This window comes from Streptomyces sp. NBC_01497, from assembly GCF_036250695.1.
Classification (GTDB): domain Bacteria; phylum Actinomycetota; class Actinomycetes; order Streptomycetales; family Streptomycetaceae; genus Streptomyces.
In genome coordinates this window covers 5,456,721-5,482,728 of record NZ_CP109427.1, presented here as the reverse complement: position 1 = coordinate 5,482,728, position 26,008 = coordinate 5,456,721, and the positions used below count along the sequence as shown (strand labels likewise).

19 protein-coding genes and 1 tRNA gene are annotated in these 26,008 nt (G+C 73.4%); 12 read left to right on the top strand and 8 right to left on the bottom strand.

Annotation, left to right across the window (positions count from 1 at the left end; all coding sequences use genetic code 11):
* Positions 1 to 381: 381 nt before the first annotated feature.
* From OG310_RS23100 to glmS, 3 genes are all read left to right on the top strand, one after another.
* Complete coding sequence (locus OG310_RS23100; protein WP_329457779.1) at positions 382 to 1,386, top strand: DUF4429 domain-containing protein; 1,005 nt, start codon at positions 382 to 384, stop codon at positions 1,384 to 1,386.
* Positions 1,387 to 1,486: 100 nt separating this feature from the next.
* Positions 1,487 to 1,762 carry a hypothetical protein gene (locus OG310_RS23095; RefSeq protein WP_329457778.1) on the top strand — a complete coding sequence of 92 codons (276 nt, stop codon included), beginning with the start codon at positions 1,487 to 1,489 and terminating at the stop codon, positions 1,760 to 1,762.
* 110 nt (positions 1,763 to 1,872) lie between these two features.
* The gene (glmS, locus tag OG310_RS23090) at positions 1,873 to 3,702 is read left to right on the top strand and encodes a glutamine--fructose-6-phosphate transaminase (isomerizing) (RefSeq protein WP_329457777.1); all 1,830 of its coding nucleotides are present in this window, start codon (positions 1,873 to 1,875) and stop codon (positions 3,700 to 3,702) included.
* A gap of 363 nt (positions 3,703 to 4,065) precedes the next feature.
* Here glmS and OG310_RS23085 read toward each other — a convergent pair whose 3' ends face one another.
* The gene (locus OG310_RS23085) at positions 4,066 to 4,650 is read right to left on the bottom strand and encodes a GPR1/FUN34/YaaH family transporter (protein ID WP_329457776.1); all 585 of its coding nucleotides are present in this window, start codon (positions 4,648 to 4,650) and stop codon (positions 4,066 to 4,068) included.
* A gap of 513 nt (positions 4,651 to 5,163) precedes the next feature.
* A complete protein-coding gene (locus OG310_RS23080; RefSeq protein ID WP_329457775.1) occupies positions 5,164 to 5,685 on the bottom strand; it encodes a universal stress protein in 522 nt (173 codons plus the stop codon).
* A 1,519-nt stretch (positions 5,686 to 7,204) separates the two neighbouring features.
* Here OG310_RS23080 and OG310_RS23075 point away from each other — a divergent pair.
* The 3 genes from OG310_RS23075 to OG310_RS23065 all read left to right on the top strand — a co-directional run bounded on the left by OG310_RS23075 (position 7,205) and on the right by OG310_RS23065 (position 9,682).
* A complete protein-coding gene (locus tag OG310_RS23075) occupies positions 7,205 to 8,554 on the top strand; it encodes a GlxA family transcriptional regulator (RefSeq protein WP_329457774.1) in 1,350 nt (449 codons plus the stop codon).
* Between the two features lie 10 nt (positions 8,555 to 8,564).
* Positions 8,565 to 9,167, top strand: coding sequence for an oligoribonuclease (orn, locus tag OG310_RS23070; RefSeq protein ID WP_329457773.1), 603 nt, complete (start codon positions 8,565 to 8,567; stop codon positions 9,165 to 9,167).
* A 442-nt stretch (positions 9,168 to 9,609) separates the two neighbouring features.
* A tRNA-His gene (locus OG310_RS23065) sits at positions 9,610 to 9,682 on the top strand.
* A 321-nt stretch (positions 9,683 to 10,003) separates the two neighbouring features.
* On the opposite strand, the gene OG310_RS23060 is transcribed toward OG310_RS23065, so the two are convergent.
* From OG310_RS23060 to OG310_RS23045, 4 genes are all read right to left on the bottom strand, one after another.
* Positions 10,004 to 10,423, bottom strand: coding sequence for a hypothetical protein (locus tag OG310_RS23060; RefSeq protein ID WP_329457772.1), 420 nt, complete (start codon positions 10,421 to 10,423; stop codon positions 10,004 to 10,006).
* A gap of 271 nt (positions 10,424 to 10,694) precedes the next feature.
* Positions 10,695 to 11,633 (bottom strand): class A beta-lactamase, encoded by a 939-nt coding sequence (gene bla / locus OG310_RS23055; RefSeq protein WP_329457771.1) that lies wholly within the window; start codon positions 11,631 to 11,633, stop codon positions 10,695 to 10,697.
* A 227-nt stretch (positions 11,634 to 11,860) separates the two neighbouring features.
* The gene (locus OG310_RS23050; protein ID WP_329457770.1) at positions 11,861 to 12,289 is read right to left on the bottom strand and encodes a PPOX class F420-dependent oxidoreductase; all 429 of its coding nucleotides are present in this window, start codon (positions 12,287 to 12,289) and stop codon (positions 11,861 to 11,863) included.
* A gap of 366 nt (positions 12,290 to 12,655) precedes the next feature.
* Positions 12,656 to 14,104: an aldehyde dehydrogenase gene (locus OG310_RS23045; RefSeq protein ID WP_329457769.1), complete on the bottom strand. Its 1,449-nt coding sequence runs from the start codon at positions 14,102 to 14,104 to the stop codon at positions 12,656 to 12,658.
* A gap of 600 nt (positions 14,105 to 14,704) precedes the next feature.
* Here OG310_RS23045 and OG310_RS23040 point away from each other — a divergent pair.
* Both OG310_RS23040 and OG310_RS23035 read left to right on the top strand, forming a co-directional pair.
* Positions 14,705 to 15,250 (top strand): TetR/AcrR family transcriptional regulator, encoded by a 546-nt coding sequence (locus tag OG310_RS23040; protein WP_329457768.1) that lies wholly within the window; start codon positions 14,705 to 14,707, stop codon positions 15,248 to 15,250.
* A gap of 417 nt (positions 15,251 to 15,667) precedes the next feature.
* Positions 15,668 to 18,454 carry a multifunctional oxoglutarate decarboxylase/oxoglutarate dehydrogenase thiamine pyrophosphate-binding subunit/dihydrolipoyllysine-residue succinyltransferase subunit gene (locus OG310_RS23035; RefSeq protein ID WP_329457767.1) on the top strand — a complete coding sequence of 929 codons (2,787 nt, stop codon included), beginning with the start codon at positions 15,668 to 15,670 and terminating at the stop codon, positions 18,452 to 18,454.
* A 209-nt stretch (positions 18,455 to 18,663) separates the two neighbouring features.
* Here OG310_RS23035 and OG310_RS23030 read toward each other — a convergent pair whose 3' ends face one another.
* The gene (locus OG310_RS23030) at positions 18,664 to 19,827 is read right to left on the bottom strand and encodes a GlxA family transcriptional regulator (protein WP_329457766.1); all 1,164 of its coding nucleotides are present in this window, start codon (positions 19,825 to 19,827) and stop codon (positions 18,664 to 18,666) included.
* Between the two features lie 426 nt (positions 19,828 to 20,253).
* Here OG310_RS23030 and OG310_RS23025 point away from each other — a divergent pair, with 426 nt between their 5' ends.
* Positions 20,254 to 21,519 (top strand): amidase, encoded by a 1,266-nt coding sequence (locus tag OG310_RS23025; RefSeq protein ID WP_329457765.1) that lies wholly within the window; start codon positions 20,254 to 20,256, stop codon positions 21,517 to 21,519.
* Between the two features lie 155 nt (positions 21,520 to 21,674).
* On the opposite strand, the gene OG310_RS23020 is transcribed toward OG310_RS23025, so the two are convergent.
* Positions 21,675 to 22,481 (bottom strand): DUF3152 domain-containing protein, encoded by an 807-nt coding sequence (locus tag OG310_RS23020; RefSeq protein WP_443078713.1) that lies wholly within the window; start codon positions 22,479 to 22,481, stop codon positions 21,675 to 21,677.
* Positions 22,482 to 22,873: 392 nt separating this feature from the next.
* Here OG310_RS23020 and OG310_RS23015 point away from each other — a divergent pair, with 392 nt between their 5' ends.
* Genes OG310_RS23015 through OG310_RS23005 form a run of 3 tightly spaced genes read left to right on the top strand, consistent with a single transcriptional unit; the run spans position 22,874 to position 25,960 of the window.
* Positions 22,874 to 23,563 carry a response regulator transcription factor gene (locus tag OG310_RS23015; protein ID WP_329457763.1) on the top strand — a complete coding sequence of 230 codons (690 nt, stop codon included), beginning with the start codon at positions 22,874 to 22,876 and terminating at the stop codon, positions 23,561 to 23,563.
* 7 nt (positions 23,564 to 23,570) lie between these two features.
* The gene (locus OG310_RS23010; protein ID WP_329457762.1) at positions 23,571 to 25,202 is read left to right on the top strand and encodes a HAMP domain-containing sensor histidine kinase; all 1,632 of its coding nucleotides are present in this window, start codon (positions 23,571 to 23,573) and stop codon (positions 25,200 to 25,202) included.
* On the top strand, positions 25,199 to 25,960 hold the full coding sequence (locus tag OG310_RS23005; protein ID WP_329457761.1) for a hypothetical protein: 762 nt from the start codon (positions 25,199 to 25,201) through the stop codon (positions 25,958 to 25,960). Before OG310_RS23010 ends, OG310_RS23005 begins: the two co-directional genes overlap by 4 nt.
* The last annotated feature ends 48 nt before the right edge of the window (positions 25,961 to 26,008 follow it).

Sequence of the window (26,008 nt, the reverse complement as noted above, 5' to 3'; positions counted from 1 at the left end):
CGTGAGCTGATGCGGTCGTGCCTGAGCCGGTGGTGGCGGAACCGGTGACGCGTGAGCTGATGCCGTCGTGCGTCGTGCCGTGAGCGGATCGCGGCGGATCGGCGCCGCGCGAGCGACCGAGGCGGCACGCCGCGGGAGAGCCGGCGGGCACGCGGCGGACCGTACCCGTCCATGGGACGCGTGGACCCGCGCCACGTCAAGGGAGCGAACCGCCCGGAGTGCCCGGTCCTCGCGACGCCGTCCGCCTGCGACCCGACCGCGAGGCCCCGGCGCGGTCCCGGCCGGCGCCCGGCCACCGGCGCGACGCCGGCCGCCCGGATCCGCCTCCCGGAGCCCGCCCGGTTCCGTCCTGGCGCCCGGTGGCGGTGGAAGAATCCTGTCGTGGCGGAAATCGTGCAGAAGGACGGAAGCTGGACCTTCGACGGGGAAATGCTCCGCATCGTGCCCGGCGCCGGCAAGGGCGTCAGTCCGCTGCGCCGACTGCTCGGCGAAGTCGCCGTACCCCTGCGGGCGTTGGCGGGGATCGCGTACGAGCGCGGACGGCGTTCAGGACGACTGCGGCTGCGCCTGCGCGAGGGGGCGGATCCGCTGCTCCAGGTCGCCGGCGGCCGGCTGGACCCGGTGTCCGACCCGTACCGGCTGACGGTGGACAGCGACCGGTCGGGCGTGGCGGAGTACCTGGTGGAGCGGGTCCGCAGCACGCTCCTTCTCGAAGAGGTGCCCGCGAGTCCCGTGGACCGGTATCTGCTGCCGGGACCCGCCGTGCCGCTCTCCGTGGCGGCGGGCGACGGCTGCGCCGGCTTCGACGGTGAGCGGATCAGGCTGGAGTGGAGCTGGAAGACCGAGGAGTCGAAGGCGTCCGGCGGGCCGCGCACGCTGCGGCTGGCGGAGGTGGTGGCGGTCCAGTGGCGGCCGAGCAGCGGTCTCGACAACGGTCACCTGCGCTTTCGTACCGCCACCGGGAGCGGCGCGCAGGACGTCCCGCCGCAGCACGACCCGCACACGGTGGAGCTGTGGGGGTTCCGGCGGGACTCCGCGATGGCCCTGGTGGGAGCGGCGGTCACGGTCCGACTGCCGCACCCGTCGGCGGCGCGGCCGGCGGCGGCGCCGGCGCGTCCCGGCGCGGTTCCGGCGCATCCGGGCGCGGCACCGGACCACCCGGCGCCGGACCGCGACCTGATCGCCTCCCCGGCGGCGGACCGGTCCCTGGTGCGGACCCCCACCGCACCGGGGGCCCTGGCCCCGGCGGGAACGCCCGTACCGGTGGACGGCGATCCCGACGTGCTGCTGCGCCGCCTGCGGGAGCTCGGCGAGCTGCGGCGGCAGGGCCTTCTCACGGCGGACGAGTTCGCCACCGCCAAACAGGCGGTGCTCCGGCGCCTGTGAAGGGAGGAAAACTACGCCGGACGGTACGTAATCACCTCCCTCCTGCCCGATTCCGGGCAGAAATGTTGCTTAACGCTCCGAGTATCTGCAATATCAACGAGTGCTCGATCGCCGCTCGTCACACGACGACCTCATCGACCACCTGGTCGGCTCCACCACGCTGCGGCGCGGTGAGGCAGCCCGGGTGGTGCTCGACGTGCTGGCGTACTTCGACGAGACGACCGAGGAGTTCGTGCGGCGCCGCCACCGCGAGATGCAGGCGGGCGGGGCGACGAACACGGTGATCTTCGAGCGGATCGCGGCCGAGCTGCCGCACCGCGCGGTGGCACCCCCGGAACTCTCGCTGAGACAGCTGCGCCGCATCGTCTACGGCTGACGACGGCCGCCCGTACGGCCCCGGTGGCCGGACGGAGGGCAGGACGGCGACGGGAGCGGGCCCGCCGCCGGCCGCGGGCACACCGGAAACCAGGAGGGGCAGAGCCTGACATGTGCGGAATCGTGGGTTACATCGGCAAGCGTGACGTCGCTCCGCTGCTGCTCGAAGGATTGCAGCGGCTGGAGTACCGGGGGTACGACTCCGCCGGCATCGTGATCACGGGCAAGCCGGCCGCGGGCAAGGCGGCGGCGCTGAAGATGGTCAAGGCCAAGGGCCGGGTGCGCGACCTGGAGGCCAAGGTCCCCAAGCGTTTCACCGGCACCACCGGCATCGCCCACACCCGCTGGGCGACGCACGGCGTCCCGAGCGACGAGAACGCCCACCCGCACCTGGACGCGGAGGGCAAGGTCGCCGTCGTCCACAACGGCATCATCGACAACGCCGCCGAGCTGCGGGTGAAGCTGGAAGCGGACGGCATCGTCTTCCTGTCCGAGACGGACACGGAGGTGCTGACGCACCTCGTCGCGCGCTCGCAGGCGCCGACCCTGGAGGAGAAGGTCCGCCAGGCGCTCCAGCTGATCGAGGGCACCTACGGGATCGCGGTCCTGCACGCGGACTTCCCGGACCGGATCGTGGTGGCCCGCAACGGCTCGCCCGTGGTGCTGGGCATCGGCGAGAAGGAGATGTTCGTCGCGTCGGACGTGGCGGCCCTGGTGTCGCACACCCGGCAGGTCGTCACCCTCGACGACGGCGAGATGGCCACCCTCAAGGCCGACGACTTCCGCACGTACACGACGGAGGGATCGCTCACCTCGGCGACACCGACCCTCGTGGAGTGGGAGGCCGAGTCGTACGACATGGGCGGCCACGACACGTACATGCACAAGGAGATCTCGGAGCAGGCCGAGGCGGTCGACCGGGTGCTGCGCGGCAGGATCGACGACCGGTTCTCCACGGTGCACCTGGGCGGCCTGAACCTGGACGCCCGCGAGGCCCGCGGGGTGCGCCGCATCAAGATCCTCGGCTGCGGCACCTCGTACCACGCCGGCATGATCGGCGCGCAGATGATCGAGGAGATCGCGCGCATCCCGGCCGACGCGGAGCCCGCCTCCGAGTTCCGCTACCGCAACCCGGTGGTCGACCCCGACACGCTCTACGTGGCCGTGTCGCAGTCAGGCGAGACGTACGACGTGCTGGCGGCCGTGCAGGAACTGAAGCGCAAGGGCGCGCGCGTACTGGGCGTGGTCAACGTGGTCGGTTCCGCGATCGCCCGCGAGACGGACGGCGGGGTGTACGTGCACGCCGGGCCCGAGGTGTGCGTGGTGTCCACGAAGTGCTTCACGAACACCGTGGTGGCCTTCGCCCTGCTCGCACTGCACCTCGGACGCATCAGGGACCTCTCCGTCGCGGACGGCAAGCGGATCATCGCCGGGCTGCGCCGGCTGCCGGAGCAGATCGAGGAGATCCTGCGCGCTGAGGGCGACATCGAGGAGCTCGCCTCGTCGTACGCACAGGCGAAGTCGATGATGTTCATCGGGCGCGTGCGCGGCTACCCGGTGGCGCGGGAGGCGTCCCTCAAGCTCAAGGAGGTCTCCTACATCCACGCGGAGGCCTACCCGGCCTCGGAGCTGAAGCACGGGCCACTGGCGCTGATCGAGCCGGCGATGCCGACAGTGGCGATCGTGCCGGACGACGACCTGCTGGAGAAGAACCGGGCCGCCATGGAGGAGATCAAGGCGCGCGCGGGCCGGATCCTCGCCGTGGCGCACCGGGAGCAGCCGAAGGCGGACCACACGATCGTGGTGCCGAAGAACGAGACGGAACTCGACCCGATCCTGCTGGGTATCCCGCTCCAGCTGCTGGCCTACCACACGGCGCTGTCCCTGGGCCGCGACATCGACAAGCCGCGGAACCTCGCGAAGTCCGTCACGGTCGAGTAGCCGCACAGCCGAGGCGTGGTCGGGGGCGCGGCACCCGGTGAACGCCACCCGTTGCCACCGGACGCCGCGCCCCCCGGAAGGGGCCGGTGCTTGCCCTGGGCACCGGCCCGTGGCTTCGGTCCACGGTCCCGCCCGCGCCCCTTACGCGGGCCCGTGGCGCGCAGCGCGGCCCTCTGTGGCCCTGGTCGTCCGCGCTACGGGCCTGCGCCGTGGGCGCCTGGCAGCGCGGGCGCGCGGCGGCGGCCCGTACCGCGTGATGCAGGCGCCCCCGGGACGCCCTCGGACGTGCCGTGCTCGATCCGGGCTCCCCCGCATCGGGTACGGCGGGCTCGGCGCGTCGTCGGGGCGTCGGCAGGCCCGCCGTCAGCCCGCGGCCGTGGCCCCCCGCCCCGCGGTCCCGCGGCGCGGGAGTGCCGTCGCCGGCCACCCCGCTAGCGCCGCCGTCGCCGCGTACCAGGCCACGAGGCCTGACATGACGGCGAACCAGCCGCCGATCTTGCCCAGCTCACCGGCCCCCGCGAACAGCGCCACGGCGACCAGTACGAGCGCCACGGACAACAGCCCGTACAAGGTCCCCGCGACGGGTCCCGCCGCCTTGGCGCCGAGGGTGAGCGACAGCGCCAGCAGTGCCCAGAGCAGGAAGAACAGTCCTGCGGCGTTCGCCGAGACGTGGGTGCCGACGCCCGCCCCCCAGGTGAACCAGAACGCGCCGAGCGCGGCGAAGGCCGTGCCCGTGAAGGCGGCGCCGAACCGGAACTCGATGAGGCCGGCGATGAACAGGGCGACCCCTCCCACGTAGAGCGCCGGCCTGACGGCATCGGCCACCGTGACCCCGTGGACGACCCCGGTGAGCCCGAGGCCGAACGCGAGGAGGGTCAGTCCGAGTGCGAGATGGCCGAGAACGGAAGTGGATGACGGTGCTCTTCCCGCGGCGACGTCGTTGTCCATGGCGGGCTCCCTTTACTGTGCGCGACGGTGCTGTGTCCCAGCGACCGTTATGTACCCTTCACAAAGGCGCAATTCACCTCCCGACGTGAGCTGATTCACTTCGTGCGTACGTGCGTTGACGGTGCGTCACACCAGTGGGACGTGAGTGAAGTGGAGGGTCTCCCGAGGAACCAGAGGGGGATCCGACGAGCACCGGTGGCCACATGCGCAGGGCCGGAAACCGCCGGTTCGGGCGACCTTCGACGGCAGCGGCAGCAGTAGCGGCGGCACATGGGCAGTAGCAGTAGCAGTAGCAGTCGGAACGCGCCGGTGCGCGGGCAGGACGTCCCGCACGGACGGCAGAAGACAGGCGGCAGAAGGCAGGCCGAAGTCGGGCGCAGGGGCCGGGGGTCCGGGGCCCGGGCACCTGACGGGGAGGTGTGCGGCGGGTGGTGGACGCGGGACCGCGCACCCGACGTGCGGCACACGGACGTTGAGCCCCCGAGGGCCCGAGCAGGCGGTGCCGCGCCCGGGTTACGGGATGACGACGACCGGGCGACGCGCGCGTCGCGCCAGCCGGCCCGCCACCGAGCCGAAGATGCGCCCGACGATCCCGTGGGTCGAGCCCACGACGATCGCGTCGGCCGAGTACTCCTGGCCGACCTCCTCCAGCTCGTGGCAGATGTCCCCGCCACGCCCCACGAGGATCCAGGGGACTTCGGAGAGGTGTTCCGCACAGGCGAGTTCGAGCCCGAGCACTTCGGTGCGGTGGTCCGGCACATCGACGAAGACGGGGGGCTCGCAGCCCGCCCAGACCGTCGTCGGGAGCCGGTTGGCGACATGAACGATGATCAGGCCGGAACCCAGTCGGGCGGCCATGCCGATGGCGTAGGCGAGCGCTCGCTCGCTCGATGTGGAGCCGTCGAATCCGACCACTACTCCATGACGGAAGGCTGGGTCGCACGACGTGCGCGGCTGTTCCTCCGCCAGCAGTTCCGCCAGGGGGTCGGCTACCTGCTTGCGGTCAGCGGGTTCTGGGATTTCGTGACCGGCCATGGGTGTCTCGGCGAAGGAGGTCCTCTTGAGAAGGAACGACAAGGGCGACGACGGGCGGGTGACTGGCGCTGCTGTGTCCGGGATTCATCTTTCCCAGCCCTATACCCCAAGGGTACGGCGACACTCCTCTCATGCCCAGGCTTTGGTGTCCCACTCGCGGCGCCCCGCACGCGGCGTTCCAGGGAGCATGCACGAGCACGCCGCGTAGCGCAATGCCCGATGGCCGGTACATCTGACCCGTGAACCGCCCGCGCGAGGGCGCCAAGGAACGGCCCCCGGGGGTGCCCGCGCCGGAACCGCGCGTCGCACGGCACGCGTCGGCGCCGCATGCCCGGCGGCGCCATGAAGGCGCGAGGAAGCGGAACGAGAAGCGGAGCCGGGCGTGAACGGGCGGCGAGGTGCGGGGCACCGTCGCACGCCGGCCTTGGCGGCCCCCGCCGTACAGCACCGCCGTTCGCCCGGCGGCCCCCGCCCGCCAGTGACCGTACGCGGTCATCGCTCGTTGGCCACCGGTCATGCCGCCACCGCGGGGAGTACCGATGCCCACACGCACGATCGCGCAGGTCAGCGCCGCACCTCAGGCTCAGGGAGCGGCCACGGCCGAGCCGCGCGGCGCCTCCTCGGACGCCGCCGCGGAAGCACTGCCCGTACCGGTGAGGACGGATGTCGCCACAGACGGTGACCGCGGCGCACGCCGCGCATCCGGCGCGAGCCACGGGTCCGCCCGTAACACGGGCCACCCGCCCGGCGGGAGAGCCCGACGGGCACCGCACTGCGTCCTGCGGTGGATCGCGTTCTGCTGCCTGCTGGCGCCCGTCGCCCTCGCCGCGTACGGGGCGACGTCCCCCGGGACCGTGCACGGTCCCGCGCCCCCGGGAGCCCTCGGCGGCGTGGCCACTGCCACGGGGCTCGCCGCCGTGGCGGCCGGATGCCGTCACCTGCTCCACCGCACACGCTCATCCGGCCATCCGCGGGTCAGCCGGCTGAACGATCGCGACCGCGCGGGCGATAGTGGGAAGCGCCCCGGCGACCATCCCGCACCCCGGCGCACAAGGCCGCGCACAGAATCACGGGACGGCTCACCAATGCACGGGGGCTCACACGCGTTTCACACGCGTACACCGGGAGATTGAGCAGTTCACAGAGACTCACCCATCTCTTTTCGGCCAACTTCTCGACCGAGCTGAAGCCTTGGCGAAATCACCCGCCAACCCCCTCGCGACCAGGCACAAGACTCTTTCCGTTCGCCAATCCCGGCCATAGGGACGGGCCATGGACGGAAGGCGTACTTCCCTGGGCGGCTCGCGAGTGGAACGCTTCGTGATCGAATGCTTCGCGCCAAGTTGCCTTGTCGACATAACGGCGGGTGGGGAACTGGTCACGCCGGCACCACGGGACACAGTAGATTCGATCATGAGCATCGAAGGCCGGGGACCCGTGCAAAACCGAGGGGAATCGTGCAGGAGCGAGAGGCCCGACAAGAACGGGGAGACGCGAACACCGAGGGGGGCTTAGCGCCATGACCCAGGACTCCACTGCCACGCAGGAGTCAGTACGGAAGCTTTCCGGGCGCCGCCGCCGGGAGGTCGTCGCAGTGCTGCTGTTCAGCGGCGGCCCCATCTTCGAGAGTTCCATTCCGCTCTCGGTGTTCGGCATCGACCGGCAGGACGCCGGCGTCCCCCGCTACCGCCTGCTGGTCTGCGCCGGGGAGGAGGGCCCCCTGCGGACCACGGGAGGGCTCGAACTGTCCGCGCCGTACGGCCTGGACGCCATCGGCAGGGCCGGCACGGTGGTCGTGCCCGCGTGGCGGTCGATTACCGCGCCGCCGCCGCTGGAGGCCCTGGAGGCGCTGCGCAGGGCGCACGAGGAGGGTGCGCGGATCGTCGGCCTGTGCACGGGCGCTTTCGTGCTGGCCGCCGCCGGGCTGCTGGACGGCCGCCCGGCCACCACGCACTGGATGTACGCGCCGACACTCGCGAAGCGCTACCCGTCCGTCCATGTGGACCCGCGGGAACTCTTCGTGGACGACGGCGATGTCCTCACATCCGCGGGCACCGCGGCCGGAATCGACCTGTGTCTGCATATAGTCCGCACGGACCACGGGGCGGAGGCCGCCGGCGCGCTCGCGCGCAGGCTCGTCGTACCGCCGCGCAGGAGCGGAGGCCAGGAGCGCTACCTGGACAGGTCTTTACCGGAGGAGATCGGCTCCGACCCGCTCGCCGAGGTCGTCGCCTGGGCGCTGGAGCACCTGCACGAGCAGTTCGACGTGGAGACGCTGGCGGCGCGCGCGTACATGAGCCGCAGGACCTTCGACCGGCGGTTCCGCTCACTGACCGGCAGCGCCCCGCTGCAGTGGCTGATCACCCAGCGCGTACTGCAGGCGCAGCGGCTGCTGGAGACATCGGACTACTCCGTGGACGAGGTCGCGGGCCGCTGCGGCTTCCGCTCGCCGGTGGCGCTGCGCGGCCACTTCCGTCGGCAGCTGGGCTCGTCGCCCGCGGCGTACCGCTCGGCGTACCGGGCGCGGCGGCCGGGGCCTGATCCGTCGGTGCCGGAGCCCCGGTCCGCGACGACCGCGGGCCCGGGTGCGGGCCCGGCTGCGGGTCCGCCCGATCCGGCCGCACCCGCGGGGAGCCGCCGCCCAGGCCAGGGACCCGGTCACAACGGCTCCGGCGCCCCGCACGGCGCCCACGCCGGTCAGGCCGGTCCCGCCGGGAGTCCCGGCCACCCGCAGTACGGCGCACCGGCAGGCCCCACACCCTCCGGGGGCTCCGGACCCGCAGGCGGGGAGCAGGACAAACCCGGCTCGGACCTGTACGCGGCGGGTCCCGGGCGGCCGGGCCTGCCCGGCCAGCGGAGCGCGCCGTAGGGTAAGGCGCATGAACGATCGAATGGTGTGGATCGACTGCGAGATGACCGGGCTCTCGCTGGCGAGCGACGCACTCGTCGAGGTGGCCGCACTGGTCACCGACTCGGAGCTGAACGTGCTCGGTGAAGGGGTGGACATCGTGATCCGCCCGCCGGACGCCGCTCTGGAGACGATGCCCGAGGTGGTGCGCGACATGCACACCGCCTCGGGCCTCCTCGACGAGCTCGCCGCGGGTACGACCCTGGCGGATGCCGAGGCGCGGGTGCTCGCGTATGTACGCGAGCACGTCAAGGAGCCCGGCAAGGCGCCGCTGTGCGGGAACTCGGTCGCGACGGACCGCGGCTTCCTCGCGCGGGACATGGCGGAGCTGGAGGGCTACCTCCACTACCGGATCGTCGATGTCTCCTCGGTCAAGGAACTGGCGCGGCGCTGGTACCCGAGGGCGTACTTCAACAGCCCGGACAAGAACGGCAACCACCGCGCGCTCGCCGACATCCGGGAGTCCATCGCGGAACTGCGCTACTACCGCGAGGCGGTCTTCGTACCGGAGCCAGGCCCTGACTCCGACACGGCGAAGCGCATCGCCGCGAAGCACGTGGTCACCCCGTCGTAACGGCACACCCGCCGCAAGCCCGCCCTGATGTCGCGGCACGCCCCGGCGTGGCGCCCGGTCCCGTCGTCGCGGCTCGCCCCGCCGTGGCGCCCGGCGCCGCCCGGGCGCCATCGCGTGGCCGCAGTGACCCCGGGCCCGTCGCGGCGCCGGCTGCCGTGACCCGGCCCGCACGGGGCCGGCGACGGTCCCTGCTGTACGCGTGGTGCCCCCATGCCCTCCCGATCGCCCTGGTGCGCCTCTCGGGTGATCGGGGCGCCCCGGGCGCGGCCGGGAGCGTCCTGCCTCCCCGGGCGGGCGTCCAGGGGCGGCGGGCCGCGCCACGGCAGCCGGTCGGGAGCGGCTCGTCGGCGGCCGCGCCGCGCCATCGGAAACAGCGGCGCGAGCACCCCTGCGGACCCTGTACACTTTTTCTCGGCCGGTCAGGGAAAACGGACCGGTCATGGTGGGTGTAGCTCAGCTGGTAGAGCACCTGGTTGTGGTCCAGGATGCCGCGGGTTCGAGTCCCGTCACTCACCCTGTTGAAAGGCCCCTGTCCCGCTTGTTCGCGGGTCGGGGGCCTTTCTGCTGATCCGACGGCCGTTCGGCGGCCGTCGCGGATCCCCCTGCTCACGCCCCCGCACTGTCCATCCCGGAGACGGGGACGGGCCGGGTACCGGAAAAACAAGCCGGGCCGGGGCAGCCCGTCCCCGCGGGCCGGGGCTCACGTGCCTGCCACGACCGGGCGCCGGCCAGCACGAGGGTCTGGTCGGTCAGCAGGCCCACCAGGAAGGTCCGGTGGCCACTGGCGTGCGTCACCGGTGTGGTGAACAGCAGTGCCGGTTCGGTGGCCGTCGGCCTCAAGCCGCCCGCGTCCCGCGCCAGGTCCTCGGAGGAGGCGCGTCGGTGGACGACCAGCTTGGGCTCGCCCGCGGTGCCGCCGGTACAGAGCCGGTACAGAGGAGAGTCGCGACGTGGCAGCTGTCGGCAGCCTCGTGCGGCGCGAGGCGCCCGTGACCGGACGCCGTCGCCAGGAAGTCCACCGCTCCGGGGCACGTACCGATGCTGAGGACCAGTGGCACACCCGCGCTCCCGGCGACCGGCAGGGCACGGTCTCCGAGAGCCGCGTCGAAGAGCAACGCCTCGACATCGGCGCGCCGCACGAGGGCTTCCAGCCCGCCGCCGGGCGAGAGTGGAACGAAGACCAGCCTGCAGCCCACGAAATGGGCGGCCAGTTGCAGCAGAACGGCTTCCGGGGAGTTCCGTGCGAACAGCGCCACTCTCCATCGAACCCAGATCGCCGCGCGACCGGTTCACATGGCGCCAGGCCACATGAGGTGTGCGCGAGGACGACACTTCCGCCCCCGGCGGGACGAGGAGTGGGGACGAGCCGTAAGGGCTCAGGCGCGCACGGACCACTGATGGGGGCGCGGCACCCGGCCCTCCCGTCAGCCGGCCGGCGTCGCCCACCGGCGCCCCTGCCCGGCGCGTGGAGTGCCGACGCGATGCCGCAGGGTGTCCCCGGGGCGCCATCCGGCTGTGCGAAGCGCGTCACCGCAGGGCCGCGAGGGCCGTCTCCGTGGCGTCCGCGATGAGCGCGTCGTCGGAGGCGGCGTCACGTTGGCCGCGAGCGGAGAGGACCGCGATGACGACGGGAGCGCCCTGCGCGGGCCACGCGACGGCGATGTCGTTGCGGCTGCCGTAATCCCCGTTGCCGGTCTTGTCGGCGACCTTCCATCCGGCGGGCACACCGGCGCGCACGTAGGGGCCACCGGTGGTGTTGTGGAGCATCCAGTCGGTCAGTTGACGCCGTCGGCCGCCGGTGAGCAGGTCACCGAGGACGAACCGCCGCAGGTCCGTGCCGAGGGCACGGGGCGTGGTGGTGTCCCGAACGTCCCCCGGGACGGCGGTGTTGACGGACGGTTCGTCGCGGTCGACGTGGGTGGTGGAGTCGCCGACCGCCCGCAGCGACCGCTGCAGGGCCGCCGGGCCACCGAGTCGGCGGAGCAGCAGGTTGGCGGCGGTGTTGTCGCTGTACCGCAGGGCCGCGTCCATGAGTGCGCGCAGGGTCATCCCGGTGGACACGCGGGGGCGGGTGATCGGTGAGTAGTCCTGCAGGTCCGCGGCGCGGTAGGTGATCACGCGGTCGAGGTCGGCGTCCGGGACGCGGCGCAGGAGGGCGCCCACCGCGAGGACCTTGTACGTGGAGTCGAAGGCGAACCGGTCGTCCGCGTGGTAACCGATCTCGCGGCCCGTGCCGGTGTCCAGGGCGTACAACCCGAGCCGTGCGCCGAACCGTTGCCGGAGGGCGTCGAGAGCGTGCGTCGGCGCGCCCGGGGAGGGCGGGCTCCCGGAGGCAGCCGTCCGGGTGGCGCTCCCGCGCGGATGGTCGTCGGCCGCCGGCCCCGGCCCGCCGCACGCGCCGAGCGCGGCGACGAGCAGCAGGGCAGGTGCGACGGACAGGAGACCGCGGAACGGGATGAGGCGCATACGCCCAGCCTGGCGGGAGTGGCCCCGTACGGCCAAGGACCCCGCCCGGCGCGCTGCGAGTCGCGAGCCCGGACCGCGGACTGCGAGCCGCGAGCCGCGAGTCGCGAGCCAGGACTGCGGACTGCGGACTGCGAGCCGCGAACGTCGGCTACGAGCAACGGGCTACGGGCTACGGGCAAGTGCTCCGCCGCGCGGCGGAGCCGGATCGCGCCGGAACCACCGTCCCGTCAGGCCGGCTTCGTCGCCCAGGGCCCGACGCCACCGATCGTGGCGGCCTTGATCCGTACGACGTACCCGTCGGGCGCGTCGTCCTGGGGCGGGTAGACCGCCTCGGGGCCCATGTAGGTGCGCGCGAGGCTGCGGACCAGTTTCAGGCCGCCGCCCTCACTGATGCCGGCCTCTCCTTTGACGGTGAGGTACTCGCGCAGCCCGGTCGCCGCGGTCAGGTCGGACTCCACGGTCACCGCCACGCGTGGATCGCGGCGCAGGTTCTTGATCTTCTGCCACGGGTGGAGCGACGCGAAGACGATGTCACCGTCGTCGAGCGTGACCCAGACACAGCTGACCTGGGGGCTGCCGTCGGGGTTGAGGGTGACGACGTGGCCGAGGGCGGTGGAGTTCATCAGCGCGTGCGCCGACTCGGGGATGGCGACCATGGCTTCTCCTGGGAAGCGGTGGGGCGGGCAGGGACCCGCGGCTGCGGGACCCGGAACGCGACGTGCGGACCCCGGCCGGATCGCCGGGGTGGGCGGTGCGGGTGTGCGGCCCGGACGGCCGCGGACGTCGACACGGCGTAAACGCGCCGTCCGCCCGACGTCGCAGGCGGCTCGGGGCACGCGTCCGGCCGGGTCACGGCGTACGCTCCGGTCCCCGGCCGGCACGCCGTACGCGGCACGGGGCCGTACGCGTCGACGCGCGTCTCGCGACACTCATGCACGGCTCAACGAGCCATCCCCTGCTCCGTCACACCCGGGCCCCGTCGCGGCCCAGGCGGTCCCTGTCCACCGGAGGGCCCCTGTCCGTCAGGCGGGGACGCTCACGGTCTTGTGCTCGACGTAGCCCGCGAGGCCGACGGCGCCGTACTCGCGGCCGGTGCCGCTGGCCCGGTAGCCGCCGAAGGGGCCGTCGAAGCCGATCGGGGCGCCGTTGACCGTGAAGGTCCCGGTACGGACCCGGCGGGCGATCTCCATGCCGTGCTCGGCGTCCGCCGTCCAGACGCCGCCGCTGAGGCCGTACTCGGAGTCGTTGGCGATGCGCACCGCGTCGTCCTCGTCGTCGTACGGGATCACGACGAGAACCGGGCCGAAGATCTCCTCCTGGGCGATGCGCATGGAGTTGTCGACGTCGGCGAAGAGCGTGGGCTTGACGTAGTTCCCCATCTCCAGCCCTTCGGGCGATTCGGGGCCACCGGTGACGAGCCGGGCGCCCTCCTCGACACCGAGCCGGATGTAGTCGCGCACCCGCTCCTGCTGATCGGCGCGGACGAGCGGGCCGATGAAGGTGTCGCTGTCGGACGGGTCGCCGACCTTCAGTCCCTCCAGGAGATCCTTCAGCGCGGCGACGATCTCCTCGTAGCGGACGCGCGGGGCCAGGATGCGGGTCTGGGCGATGCACGCCTCGCCGTTGTTGGCGAGCGAGGAGAACTTCAGTGCCGGCACCGCCTGCTGGAGGTCGGCGTCGGGCAGGATGATCGCCGCCGACTTGCCCCCGAGCTCCAGGCTGACCCGCTTGAGCCGCTCCCCCGCGACGGACGCGATGGAACGCCCCGCCCGGGTGGAACCGGTGAAGGCGACCTTGTCCGTCCCGGCGTGCGCGACCAGGTACGCGCTGGTCTCGCGGTCGGCGGGAAGGATACTCACCACCCCTTCGGGCAGGCCCAGTTCGTCGAAGATGTCCGCGAGCAGCATCATGCTCAGCGCGTTCTCGGGGGACGTCTTCAAGACCACCGTGTTGCCGGCGAGGAGTGCCGGGATCAGCTTGGCGAGCGCCGCGGAGAACGGCGAGTTCCACGGGATGACCGCAGCCACCACGCCGATCGGCTCACGCCGCACGACGCTGCGGAAAGCGGCGTCCGGTATCGACGGGTCGAGGGTCTCCTCCCAGCCGAACTCGCGGGCCCCCTTGAGGTAGCCGAGGGCCTGGCGGGTCAGGCCGCCCTGCCCTGCCGCGTTGAACCAGTGGGGGTTGCCGCGTTCCCGGGTGATGAGCGCGGCGATCTCCTCGGCGCGCGCCTCGCGGAGCGCGTTGAGGCGGGCGACGACGTCCTGGCGGTGCCGGGGGGTGGTGCGGGGCCAGGGACCCTCGTCGAACGCCGCGCGGGCGGCGGCCACCGCACGGTCCACATCGGCAGGCCGTGCCTGCACCGAACGTCCCACCAGGGACTGGTCGTGGGGGGATCGGATGTCGAGCAGGGCGGTGCTGCTCGGGGCGGTCCACACGCCGCCCAGGTAGAGCTTGTCACGCACGATCATGGGGTCTCCGCTTCCTTCGTTCTGTGCCGGCCCCGGGGTCTTCGTCGGCCTGGGGTCTGCGTCGGTCGGTCTGGGGTCTGCGTCAGCCTGGGGTCTGCGTCGGTCGGTCTGGGGTCTGCGTCAGCCCGGTGCGTCGGCCGGGGATACGGGGACGTCGGGGTACGGGGATGCGGGGGACGTCGGGGCACCGGGCATGCGGGCGCGCGGGGTGCACCGGAGTGAAGGGACGTGCGGGGGTACGGATCGCAGGTGCGCGGCCCGGGGGCGCGTGGCGCTACGAAAGCGGTCGGGTCAGCGGCACCGGTGGCGGCCGGTCGCCGGCAGGGCGGCCACCTGTCCGGGGCGCCGGCCGCCCGGGGCCCGGCTCGGTGCCGGAGTCGGTGACGGACGGGCCGGTCGCTTCCGCGCGGGTCCGCTCGCCGCGCACGGGCCACACCAGATCGTCGTCATACGAAAAGGCTACGCCGATGGCGCGCTACATACAAGCAATCGACACACAAGAGTGACAGATATGGGGTCCCGAGCGCCGTCTCGGCGTCTCCGGAGGCGCCGGGAGGTACCCCGACAGCCTTCTGCCACACCGAAGGTACACTTAGTGTCATGAGAGCTGATGCCGCACGGAACCTGGACGCCGTTCTGCGTACGGGGGCACGTCTGCTCGCGCAGGACCCCTCGACGACGATCGCCACCGTCGCGGCCGAGGCGGGTGTGGACCGGCGCACGGTCTACCGGCGGTTCGCCACCCGGGAGGCGCTGCTGTCCGCCGTGTACAAGGCCAAGCTCGACGCCTCGGAGGCCGTCCTCGACCAGGCCCGCCTCACGGAGGCCCCCGTGGCGGTCGCCCTCCACCGCTACGCCGAGTCGATCATCCCGGTCAGCCGTCAGTGGCCCCTCGACATCCGGCGCCTGATGAACCAGGATGCCGAGGCGCTCGCGCGCGCCGACGCGCAGCGCGCGCGCCTCGCCGACTTCTTCCGGCGTGCGGCGGACGAGGGTCTGGTCCGGGCGGACCTGCCGGACGGCTGGGCCATGGCGATGCTCGGCCGCCTCGTGGACATGGCCGCTCACGACTTCGCCGACCTCGAACCGGGTCGGGCGGCCGACCTGGTGGTCGCTTCCTTCCTGCAGGGCGCCCAGGCGCCCTGACCCGGGACGCACGCACCGCTGAGGACCGGCGGCGGGCGCCTTTCCCGCGACCGGCTGGAGCCGTCTCATCCGGGCCGACGTGCGGGTCCCCGCCACGGCCGGGACGATGGGACGACGGGACGCGTGGGACGACAGGATGCCGCCACGACGGGACGCGTGGGACGCGGTCCCGGCGTGCGGCCCACGAGGTACCGGCCCGGGCCCGGCGCGTACCCCGCGACGCCCCGGCACGGACCCGGTGCGGACACCCCGACGGCTCGCACGCTCCCCGCGCGCACCCTCCCCCGCCGATGTCCGGATGTGCCGCTCGGCTGGCCTGTGCGACCGGGTCGCGGCCGCTTTCCGCGCTGTACGTTCGAAAACGGAGAAGGCCTCGCATGACCCGGTCTCCCGGAAACGAAAGAAGGCGCTAGAGCCGTGGTGGCACAGTCGGATTTCGGCATCAACGAATGGGTCGTCGACGAACTGCGTGAGCGGTTCAGAAACGACCCCGATTCCGTGGACGACGCCTGGGCGGCGTATTTCTCGGTCGGCGGAGCCGCCGCCCCCGCCGCGCTGTCCTCCGTACCGGCCGGGCAGGGCGCCGCCGACGGGAGCCGTCCTCCCGACCGGCCCCGCGACCTCGACGCGGGGAGCGTCACCAAGGCGATCCGGGTCGCGGCTCTGGTCCACGCGTTCCGGGTGCGCGGCCACCTCGCCGCCGCAACCGACCCCCTCTCCGTCGTGCCGCGTGACCAGCACCCCGACCTGGGGCCCGCAGGGCACGGTCTGGACGAGGACGACCTGGACCGGGAGTTCCCCGTCGACGGTTTCGCCGGTCGCGACACCATGACCGTGCGCGAGGTCCTGGCCACGCTCGATGCCTTCTACCGCGGCTCGGTCGGCGTGGAGTACATGCACATCCAGGACCCGGAGGAACGGCGGTGGATCCAGCGCCGGATCGAGACCGCGCACCCGCGCCCCGACCGGAGGGAACAGCTGCGGATTCTGAGCCGGCTCGGCTCTGCGGAGGCGTTCGAGACCTTTCTGCAGACGAAGTACGTGGGACAGAAGCGCTATTCGCTGGAAGGCGGCGAATCGGCGATCGTCCTGCTCGACGCGCTCCTCGCGGGAGCGATGGACCTCGGAATGCGGGAAGTGGTCCTCGGAATGTCCCACCGCGGCAGGCTGAACGTGCTGGCCAATGTCGTCGGGAAGTCGTACGCGCAGATGTTCCAGGAGTTCGACGACGCCGCCGGCATTCTGACCGTGCAGGGCTCGGGCGACGTGAAATACCATCTCGGCGCCGCCGGCACCTATACCGGGCCTGACGGCCGCACCATCCCCGTCTCGGTTGTCGCGAACCCGTCGCACCTGGAGATCGTCGGCCCGGTCGCGGAAGGGATCGTACGGGCCAAGCAGGACGTGGCCCAGGGAGCCGGCGAGGACGACTTCCCCATCCTGCCCGTGGTGGTGCATGGTGACGCGGCCTTCGCGGGACAGGGCGTGGTGGCCGAGACGCTCAACATGTCGCAGCTGAGCGGCTACCGGACCGGCGGCACCGTGCACGTCGTCGTGAACAACCAGGTCGGCTTCACCACGCTGCCCGACAGCGGGCGTTCCAGTGTGCACGCCACCGACGTGGCCCGTACGGTCGAGGCGCCGATCCTGCACGTCAACGGCGACGACCCGGAGGCCGTGGTCCGGGTCGCCCGGCTCGCCTTCGACTACCGCGCGTCGTTCCGCAAGGACATCGTGATCGACCTGATCTGCTACCGGCGCCACGGCCACAGCGAGGTGGACGACCCGTCGATCACCCAGCCCGCCATGTACGACCGCATCGCCGCCCTGCCGTCCGTACGCAAGGTGTACGCGGGCACGCTGCTGGGCCGCGGCGACGTCGACGAGGACGAGGTCGAACAGGCGCAGCGGGAGTACCGCGGCCGGCTGGAGGCGGCGTTCGCCGCGACCCGTGAACTGGCCGTCGAGGAGCGGGAACACACGCCCGCCCCTGTGCCGGTGATCGACGGCCCTCCACCGGTCACGGCGGTCGACGAGGCCACCGCGCGCCGGGTGCTCGCCACGCAGACGGACCTGCCCGAGGGGTTCACCGTGCACCCGCGCGTCCTGCCGCAGCTGACCCGCAGGGCGTCCATGCTCGACGACGGCACGGTCGACTGGGCGACGGCGGAGGCGCTGGCGATCGGTTCGCTGCTCCTGGACGGTGTGCCGGTGCGGCTGACGGGCGAGGACGTCCGGCGCGGCACGTTCGGCCAGCGGCACGCCGTGCTCACCGACCGCCGTACCGGCGCCGAACACACCCCGCTCGGCACCCTGGGCGACGACGCCGCCCCCTTCATGCCCTACGACTCCCTGCTGTCCGAACTGGGCGCGCTGGCCTTCGAGTACGGCTACTCACTGGGCCGCCCCGACGCGCTGGTGCTGTGGGAAGCCCAGTTCGGTGACTTCGTCAACGGCGCGCAGACCGTCATCGACGAGTACATCTCCTCCGCGGAGCAGAAATGGGGGCAGTCCTGCGGCGTGAGCCTGCTGCTGCCGCACGGCCTCGAAGGCCAGGGACCCGACCACTCCTCGGCACGCGTCGAACGCTTCCTGCAGATGTGTGCGGAGAACAACATGACGGTGGCGGTGCCGTCCCTGCCCGCGAACTACTTCCACCTGCTGCGGCAGCAGGGCGGTGTCGGCCTGCGCAGGCCGCTCGTGGTGTTCACACCGAAGTCGATGCTGCGCCTGAAGACGGCGGTGTCGCCGCTCGGGGACTTCACCGAGGGCGGTTTCCGGCCCGTCCTGGTGGACCCGGTGGCCGACCCGGCGCGGGTGCGGCGGGTGTTGCTCTGCTCCGGCAAGATCGCCCATGAACTCGCCGCGCACCGAGCCGACTCCGGCGCGGCCGGCACGGAGAGCACCGACGGCACGGAAACCGCGGACGGTACCGCGATCGTCCGGCTGGAGCAGCTGTACCCGTTCCCGGACACGGCGTTGCGCGCCGAACTGTCGCGCTTCCCGGCCGGGGTGCCGCTGCGCTGGGTTCAGGAGGAGCCGGCCAACCAGGGAGCGTGGAGCTATGTCGGACCGCGGCTGCGCGGGCTGGCACAGGGCGCTCTGGAGTGCGTGAGCAGGCCGCCGGCCTCCGCCCCCGCGGTGGGGTCGGCCCGGCGGCACGGCGCCGAGCAGCGCGATGTCGTCCGGCGGGCGTTCGCCTGAGCATCCGCCCGGCGGGGGGATGTCCGGGCGTTGCCCGGGCGTCCCGCCGGCGGGGTGCGTCCGCCTCCACCCGCTCGGAGCGGAGTCCGGGAGGCAGGGCGGTGCCCGCTCGGCGGACACGCACAGGGAGTACCGCGCCGGCGGCCGAAGCCCTGGCCTGACGTGACGTGACGGGCCCGGCCTGGGCCGGCCCGGCCGACGCCACGGACTCAGCGGGCGTCCAGCACCGCACCGGCCCGCTGCGCGGAGCCCTGGCCGGTCGCGGGCGCGGACAGCGGACGGGCCGCCGGGGACGGTACGCGCTTGCCCGCGGTGGCGGACCCCGGTGGCACCTGCGAGGCGGGGCGGGCCCCGCCGCCCGTTCCCGTCGTACGGAAGCTCGCCCTGAACGCGCCCGGCGTGACGCCGAGGTTGCGGACGAACGCACGGCGCAGGGATTCGGGCGAGCCGAGGCCCGTACGGTGGGCGACCGCCGTCATCGGGTCGTCCCCGGCCTCCAGCAGGGTGCGGGCCGCCTCGACCCGGACCTGTTCCACGTACCGGGCGGGTGTCGTACCGAGTTCCCCGGAGAACAGCCGGCCGAGGTGGCGCACGCTGGTGCCGGCCCGGCGGGCCAGGGCGGTGACGGTGTGATCGCCCGCCGGGTCCTCCGCGACCGCGTCGAGGACGTGCCGCAGGACGCTCTGCCGGCTGTGCGGCTGCCGGGAGCGGACACTGAACTGCGACTGCCCGCCGGGGCGCTGCATGAAGACGACGAGGTCCTTCGCGACGGACCTGGCCACGTCGGCGCCCCAGTGCTCCTCCACCAGCGCGAGCGAGAGGTCGATGCCCGAACTGCCGCCCGCCGAGGTCATCACCCGGCCGTCCCGGACGAAGATCGCGTCGGCGTCGACGGCGACGCCGGGGAACCGTGAGGCGAGCTCGTCCGCGAAGCGCCAGTGTGTCGCGGCGCGGCAGCCGTCCAGCAGTCCGGCCGCGGCGAGGAGGAACGCCCCGGCGCAGATGGCCGCGGTACGGGAGGCCTGCGCGTCGAGCGAGCGCACGGTGGCGAGCAGCGCCTCGTCCTTGATGAGGGGATCCCATTCGGAGCTGCCGGGCACCACGAGCACGTCGCTCGTGCCGTCGGCCTCGGCGGCGGGGAGGTCGACAGGGAGGCGCAGACCCGCTCGGGTCGTGATGTCGGCCCCGTCCGCCGAGACGGTGCGCACGCGGTAGTCGGCCCCGAACTGGTTGGCCGCGGAGAACACTTCGATGGGTGCCGTCACGTCCAGCAGCCGTACGCCGGGGAACACGAGAACCGTCACGGTCAGGGGACGCGGCGCCCCACCGGGGCGGGGGCCGGTCGCGGGGTGGCTGATCGTCGGCTGGTTCATCGTGTCTCCGAACGTCCTGGCCCGGCGGCCGGTCGGGCCGCGCGGTCGGGGCGGGCGCCCCGGTAGGTCACTTCGGTCCCGTGGACCCTGGAGCCGACGCCCGCCGCACCGCCCGAGCCGGGCACGCGGCCGAACTGCGGCGATGTCCGCGCCGGCGGCACGAACCCTCGGATCCGGCCGCTCACGGTACCTTCCCGGGAACGCGTGAAAACGACCATTCTCTTCCCTGATGCCGGGCGCGCGGCATGTGGCGCGCCTCACGCGGGCGCGGGACCTCGCCGTGAGGCCCCCGGCGGGCCGGCGCCGGCCCGCCGGTCTGAACGGGCGGGCGCGGGCGCGGCCCGCGAAGGGGCCCCGGAACCGGCACCGCGCGGTCGCCCCCGTGCGACGATGGCGCGCGGTGAGCGGCCTTCGGGAGGGGTACGTATGGACGCGACGACAGCCACGGCAGCGGCTACGGCGGTGGCCCGGACACTCGACGCGATCAGGCGGCTCGATCCGGGGATCGAGGCGTTCGTACCCGAAGCCGACCGGCCCGGACGGCTGGCCCGGGAGGCGGCGGCCGTCACGGAACGCTTCGCGGGGGCGGGGACCCTGCCCGGGCTGTACGGGGTGCCCGTGGGGGTGAAGGACATCGTGCGGGTGGACGGCCTCGACACGCGCGCCGGGTCGGCGCTGCCGCCCGCGGCCCTCGCGGGCCGGCAGGCGCTCGTGGTCGACCGCTTGAGGGCGGCCGGCGCCCTGGTGGCCGGCAAGACGGTGACGGCGGAGTTCGCCGTGCTGGCCCCGGGACCGACCCGGAACCCCCGCAACCCCGCCCACACACCAGGCGGTTCGAGCAGTGGGTCGGCGGCGGCCGTGGCGGCGGGGATGGTGCCGCTCGCCGTGGGCACCCAGACCGTGGGATCCATGATCCGGCCCGCGGCGTACTGCGGAGTGGTGGGTTTCAAGCCGACATTCGGGCGTATCCCGGTCGACGGTGTGATCGCGAACGCGCCGAGCTTCGACACGCTCGGTGTGTTCGCGCCGGATGTGGCGGGCGCCGGGCGGGCCGCGGCGGTGCTCTGCGACAACTGGGACCGGACCGCCGAACCGGCCCCGCGCCCACCGGTGTTCGGGATCCCGAGGGGCCCGTACCTGGAGCGTGCGGACGCGGAGGCGCTGGCCGCGTTCGAGCAGCAGGTCCAGCGGCTGCGCGCGGCCGGGTTCGCGGTGCGCGACGTGCCGCTCATGGCGGACTTCGAGCGGGTGGTGGCCCAGCTCTACGTCATGAACCGCTACGAGGTGGCGCGTACGCACGCGAGGTGGTTCGCCGAGTACGGCGGCCTGTACCGCCCCGAGACGGCGAAGGCGATCCGGGAGGGCCACGCCATCGGCCAGGACGCGTACGACCGCGCGCGGGCGGAGAAGGCCGGGTTCGCCGCGCGCCTGACGGACGCGACCGTGTCGGCGGGCATCGACGTCTGGCTCGCTCCGGCCGCCACGGGACCCGCCCCGCGCGGCCTCGCCACGACGGGCGGCTCCGTCATGTGCCTGCCGTGGAGCAACGCGGGCTGGCCGTCGCTCACGATCCCGGCCGGCGCCACGGCGGACGGGCTCCCGCTGGGCCTGCAACTGGTGTCACCGGCCGGCACGGACGAGCGGCTGCTCGGCTGGGGCAGCGCGGCGGAGTCCGCCCTCGCCGCTGCCTGATCCGCCGGGCGGTGAGCGCCGGGTGCCTGACGGTGACCGGCAGGTGGCGAATGCCGGGTGCCGGGTGCCTGACGGTGACCGCCGGGTGCCGGGCCGGTCGGCCGTGTCCGGTGGGGCGTGGTGCGGGCGTGGTGCGGGGGCGGCGCGCGGGCCGCTCACGGCATGGGCGGCCCGGCGAGGTAGGTGCCGTGGGAGTCGTACGGCCAGGCATTGGCGACGCAGCCGTGCAGGCCGTCGATCTGCTGCATCATCGCGGGCGCGGGCCTGCCGGGACCCGGGCAGCCCTCGTGGCCGTGGCCGATGCGGTGCCCGACCTCGTGGTTGATGATCAGCGCACGGTAGTCGTGCAGCGGGCCCGGGAACTCCGGCGAACCCGTCTCCCACCGCTTCAGGTTGACCACCACCTGACTGCCCACATCACAGTTCACCTCACCATGGGTGTGCAGCCCGGCGGCTCCGCAGATCCGGTCCACCGTCGCGGGGCTCGCGATCTTGATCTCGAAGTCGGCGACCCCGCCGGACACCAGCTGGAAGCCGTCATGCCCGTCGTCGGTCCAGCCGCGCGGATCGGCCAGCACCGTCTCGACCTCCCGCGCGGCGTCCTTCGCCGAGACACCCGTACCGCCTTCGACCTCGACCTTGTATCGGCGGATGGTGCCCTGGCCGACAGCTTTCCCGGACGCGGCGGCGGTGGTGAACACACCACTGCCGGGCCTGGAGAAGTCCGTGCCGCCCGACGGTTCGCCGGACCCGCCCGGCGTACCCGAGGAGGAGGCCGACGGCTTCTGCGAGGGGGAGGCCGACGGCTTCCCGGACGCCTTTCCCGGGCCGGCACCGGTGTGCGTGGCGGCGGGCGGCGCCGCCGGAGACGTACGAGGCGGTGATGCCGCCGCCGACCCGGTCCCACCACCCCCACTGTTCAGCACGGTGAGGGCAGCGCCGACGACACCCGCGACGACCACGACCGCGATCATGAGGGCGGGGCGGCGTCTTCGGGGTCCGTTCCCCCGGCGCGCACCGCCCCGCCGCCGGGGCCGGCCGTGGGCGGACCGGGAGCCGGCGGTGGCTCTCCCGTGCGCCCTCTTCGCGGTGGACGGGGCTGCTGTTGCCTGGTGCATGGCGCCCCACACTGACGTGCGTGTTCGACGGCCGTTGGGTCGACGCGTCACGAATTCGTCACGGGCAGGGTCCGCGGCTCTGCGGGCCGATGTGGGGAAACGGACCGCCGCCCGCCCGCCCGCCCGCCCGTACGCACCGCACCGCACCGCACCGCAGTGTGATCGTTGTGCAACAAGTGCCCCCGGGGACGGCCCCTCGGCCGACGTGTCGGCGCCCTTCACCGATACTGGGCGGCATGCCCCGAGTCCTGCTCGTCGAAGACGACCCAGCGGTGCGCCACGGCGTACGGCTGGCCCTGCGGCACGCCGGGCACGACGTCTTCGCGGCCGCGACCGGCGAGGAGGGGCTGCGGATCCTGGACTCCTTCCGGCCCGACGTCGTGGTGCTCGACCTCATGCTGCCCGGCCTGGGCGGCCTGGACGTGTGCCGGCGGATCAGGGACCGCGACGCGGTCCCGATCATCATGGTGACGGCCAGGGGCGACGATGTGGACATCGTTGTCGGACTGGAGGCGGGCGCCGACGACTACGTGGTCAAACCGGTCAGGTCACGGGTACTCGAAGCCCGGATACGCGCCCTGCTGCGCAGGCTCGACACCCGTGGCTCCGGATCGACCAGGCCCCCGCTGGAGACGCACGGCGCGCTCACCATCGACCGGGCCGGGCTCGTGGTGAGCCACCACGGCCTGCCCGTGCCGCTCGCGCCGTCCGAGCTGCGCCTGCTGCTGACCCTCGCCGCCTCGCCCGGTCAGGTCCTCAGCCGCCAGCAACTGCTGCAAGCCGTCTGGGAGCACAGCTACCACGGCGACATACGCCTGGTCGACGCCTGCGTGAAACGGATCCGCGGGAAGCTCGGCGAACTCAGCGGCGACCCCCGGTACATCCACACCGTCCGCGGTTTCGGCTACCGCTTCCAGTCGTCATGAGGCCGGCGTGAGGGCCGTCGGCGCCCGCTTCCTCCTGGCGCTGCGCGGGCTTCGTTTCCGTCTCGTGGTGGGGTTCGTGCTCGTCGCCGTCGCCAGTGCGCTGAGCACCGGGGCACTGGCCTTCCGCGAGGCCAGGACCGGCGTCCTGCAGCAGAGCCAGGACACGGTGATCCGGCAGTTCCGGGACCGGATCGACGAGCTCGCCCCCTCCTTCGCGTCACCGCCCAGCGAGCAGGAGATGCAGTCCGTCGTGGACGATCTGGCGCGCGGCAGCCGCCCCCAGGGGTGGCACGTGCTCGCCACCTACGGCCGCCTGCGCGCCGGTTCGGACCCACCGGGCACGTTCGACGTCCTGTCCCCGGCGCTGCGGGCGTCCGTGCGGACGGAACGGAACGCCGTCTTCCAGCGCGTCGACGACCGCGGCCATCCCGTCCTGGTCGTCGGGCTGCCCGTCACCTACGGTGCGGACCGGCGCCTCTCGCTCGTCTCCTCCGGGCTCGTCTTCTATCTCGTCGTCCCGCAGAACACCGAGCAGGCGTACGTCTCGGCGATGGTCGGCGCCATCAAGGACGCCGCCCTGTGGTCCCTGCTCCCCGCCGTGGTGGTGGCCCTGGTCGCGTCCCGCGGCGTACTGCGTCCCGTACGCGCCCTGCGCGGCGCCACCCGGCTGATGGCCCAAGGACACCTGGACGTACGGCTGTCGGTCGACGGCTCCGACGAACTGGCGGATCTTTCCCGCTCCTTCAACGAGACAGCCGCCGCGCTGGAACATTCGGTGGCCGAACTGCGCCGCCTGGAGTCGCAGGCGCGGCGGTTCGTCGCGGACGTCTCGCACGAGCTGCGTACGCCGCTCGCCGCGATGGCGGCGGTCACGGACGTCCTGGACGACGCGTCCCACCTGGACGGCACCACCGCGGACGCCGTACGGCTGGTCAGCCAGGAGACCGTGCGACTGACGCGGCTGGTGGCCGATCTGATGGAGATATCCCGCTTCGACGCGGGCGCCGCCGTGCTCAACCCCGACGAGATCGATCTGGCGGACTCCGTGCGCAACTCACTGTCCTCACGCGGCTGGCAGGACCGGGTCAGGGTCGAGGTGACGACGCCGGGGCCGCTGCGGATCCGGGTGGACCCGCGTCGGCTCGACGTGGTCACCGCCAACATCGTCGGCAACGCGCTGCGCCACGGCGCGCCCCCGGTACTGCTGCGGCTGGAACTGCGCGAGGGCCACGAGGACCTGTCGGGCCCCCGGGCGGAGCCCGGCGGCGCCGGCCGGCCCCGCGCGGTCATGGAGGTGAGCGACGGCGGTCCCGGGATCGCGGACGCGGACCTGCCGCACATCTTCGAGCGTTTCTACAAGGCCGACGCCACCAGGACCCGCAGCGAGAGCAGCGGGCTCGGCCTCGCCATCACCGCGGAGAACGTACGCCTGCACGGCGGGCGCCTGACCGTCGCCAACCGGCCCGGTGCGGGGGCGGTCTTCACGGTGGAACTGCCGCTGTGCCCGGACCCCGACGCGGACACCGCGGCAGGGCCGGGGAGCGGCCACCGCCCTGGGCCCGGCCCGGACGTCGGCCCCGGCAGCGGGTCCCTGGCCGGCGACGGCTCCGGCGACGAGCCCGGTCGGGAGCGCGCGTGAAGTGGCCTGCCGCAGGACCCGGGCGCGCCCGGCCTGCCCGCTCCGCACGCTCCCGCCTCCGCGCGTTCCTGATACCGGCCGCCCTGGTGGCGGCAGCGGCCGCCGGGTGCGGGGTGCAGCCGTCCGAGGTCGTGCAGGCGGGCGAGCCCGCGACCGGCATGGCTCCCGCGATCCAGGTCTTCTTCTACGACAGATACGCGGACCGCACGGACGGAGCGGACAGCGCCGACAGCACAGGCGGCGCGGGCAGCGCGCGCGGCACGGGCGCCTCGGGCGGCGTCGGCGGCACGGACAGCACAGGCAGCACGGGCGCCGCCGGCAGCGTGGGCGCCGCCGACGCCTCCGGTGGTGGGAGCGCGACCCCGGTCCCGGGCGGCGCCCTCGTCGCGGCGCCACGCGCCGGCGGCCCCTCCGTCGCCGCCGCCGTACGCGCCGTGTTCGCCGGCCCGGACGCGGCCGAAGCGGCTGTGCTGACCACGGAGTTGCCGCGCTTGCCGAGCGCGCCGACGGTCCGTACCGGCGGCGGGCTGGTCCTCGTGACCCTCCCGGACGGGGTCGCACCGCTCACGCCCCCCGGCATGCGCCAGGTGGTGTGCACGGCCGCCGCCGCACTGCGCGCGGTGCCGGACTCGCCGCGATCGGCGCGCCCCGGCCCGGCAGCCGTCGCAGGTCCCACGGCCACGAACGCCGTGAGTGTCCACGTCAGCGGCGCCGGCTGGAAGTCCAGCGGCACGGACGCGGGCTGCCCGTCGAGCTGACCACCGCCCCGACCGGCGCCGCGGCAACGCACGGCCGACTCCCTGCGG